Source organism: Geobacillus sp. WSUCF-018B (genome assembly GCF_002809985.1).
Classification (GTDB): Bacteria; Bacillota; Bacilli; order Bacillales; family Anoxybacillaceae; genus Geobacillus; species Geobacillus thermophilus.
This window is the reverse complement of the sequence record NZ_PIJF01000126.1, coordinates 1-1,702: the sequence shown is the minus strand read 5'-3', so window position 1 is coordinate 1,702 and position 1,702 is coordinate 1. Positions and strand designations below refer to the sequence as shown.

General features: G+C 48.9%; 2 protein-coding genes and 2 pseudogenes. 1 reads left to right on the top strand and 3 read right to left on the bottom strand.

The window, feature by feature from the left end; genetic code table 11:
• The coding region (locus CV944_RS17230; RefSeq protein WP_145994850.1) for a UPF0236 family protein at positions 1 to 105 on the top strand (105 nt) is incomplete at its 5' end.
• Between the two features lie 257 nt (positions 106 to 362).
• On the opposite strand, the gene CV944_RS17385 is transcribed toward CV944_RS17230, so the two are convergent.
• From CV944_RS17385 to CV944_RS17805, 3 genes and pseudogenes are all read right to left on the bottom strand, one after another.
• Positions 363 to 590: a hypothetical protein gene (locus CV944_RS17385; protein ID WP_158236230.1), complete on the bottom strand. Its 228-nt coding sequence runs from the start codon at positions 588 to 590 to the stop codon at positions 363 to 365.
• An 83-nt stretch (positions 591 to 673) separates the two neighbouring features.
• A pseudogene (locus CV944_RS16920) lies at positions 674 to 1,300 on the bottom strand (Glu/Leu/Phe/Val dehydrogenase dimerization domain-containing protein); the annotation flags it as partial.
• A 186-nt stretch (positions 1,301 to 1,486) separates the two neighbouring features.
• Positions 1,487 to 1,609: pseudogene (locus tag CV944_RS17805) on the bottom strand (NAD(P)H-dependent flavin oxidoreductase); the annotation flags it as partial.
• Positions 1,610 to 1,702: the final 93 nt, after the last annotated feature.

Below are 1,702 nucleotides of genomic sequence, written 5' to 3'. Positions count from 1 at the left end.
TTATGGGCAGATGTGGTGCGTCAGAATCTACCGTGTCTGCAGCGGTCATCCGGGACGCCGATCCATCAAGCGTTGTCGGCGCTCCGGGATGGTGGTTGGATGTAAAAAAATGGAATACAATATCATCACCTCAAGATGAGGGATGAGAGTCCGAAAGCGCTTACGATATTAATTCCTGAAAATGGTTCGCTAACTAGTGATTGACAACGCCCGTAGTGAACCGAAAAAATGCTCTCCACAAAGTCTTGACTGACTCCTTATATGGGACATTGATTGCCATTTTAGTCACGCAGACTCTTCTGTTCCAAGCCCGAAGGTATTGGCATCAACGGGAGGGAATCGAGATCAGTGAATGGAAGCGCTTAATATCCTCCAATCGTATTGGCATCGGTTTCTTTTGCATCCCCAAGCGATGGAAACCGCCCTTCCATCTCTCCTGTCTCTGTTAAGGAAACACGCGAGGAAAGACCGAAGGAAAGGCGAGGAAACGGTATCGGATCTTTTAAAGAAATTGGGGATATGGTAGTGTAGGTTATGGATATAAATGCCAAATAACCCTCTTCTTGAGGGTTATTTGGCATGCCCAGCATTTGGTTTTCTCTTCATCCTTTGATTGATTTTTCGAACATGCGTATCATCCTAAAAAATTTTATACCGCTAACTTGACGGGTATGAGGTCCGCCCCTTCTTCAAGCAAACGAAGCGCCACTTTTTTTCCGACTTTTCCGAGCCCTTGGATGGCATACGTTTTGCCATGCAAATGCTTGCTGCCAAACACAACATCGTTCGTCGCCTGAATGCCGTAAACAACGCCCTCGGCCGTCGGCACGGATGAGTCGCCGCTTCCGCCATACGCTTCCGGAACGCCGACGATGCAATTCGTCTCTTTCATGGCGTGCACGAAATCATCCGGCGTCGTCCCCATATCCGTGCCCGTGTAAAACCGGCCGCCTAATGACTCCACGAACTGGCCGAAAGCGCGAAACAATTCCGGTGATTTGTCTTTGCGCGGGTCGCCGATGATCACCGCTTTGCCGCCGCCAAAATCGACATCTGCGGCCAAACATTTATACGTCATCCCTTTCGACAGCCGCAGCGCATCGGCAAGCGCCTCTTCCGTCGTGGCATACGGATGCATCCGGCAGCCGCCGAGCGCCGGCCCAAGCGCGGTGCTGTGAATGGCAATGATCGCCCTTAGGCCAGTCGCTTCATCGTGGCAAAACACGACCTGTTCGTGTTCGCGCATATGGAAAAACAAATCGAAGCTTTGCGACATGTTTGGCGATAACATGACCTTCATCGCGTCCCCTCTCCTTTGCTTTACTGATTGAAAGCGTTTTCAATTTAATATAACAAAAAATATTATTACGTTAAAATAACGTAATACTATTTTTATAGTAACGATGTTCATTGTCAGTGTCAACCCTCTGCCAACCCATTTTTCATCGCCAAAAAAAGACGCCATTTGACAGGCGTCTTTCGTACATCAGCGAAACAGTTCGGACAACGATTGCCACTGCGTTTTCGCTTCCGTCATCATTTGTTCAAACAGCTCGGCCACCGTCGGCACGTCATCGATGAGGCCGGCGATTTGCCCCGCGTTGGTGAACTACCCCCACTTAATTTTCTAGCGAAAATTTGAAGTGGGGGCTTCCAAAGAAGTTTGACTGCTTCAAGCAATCCTTATTCTTTGAGGCGTGTC

What these genes read in the sequence shown, in the direction of transcription:
- CV944_RS17385 (WP_158236230.1), bottom strand. Translation starts at nt 590, where the DNA reads ATGCTGGGCATGCCAAATAACCCTCAAGAAGAGGGTTATTTGGCATTT.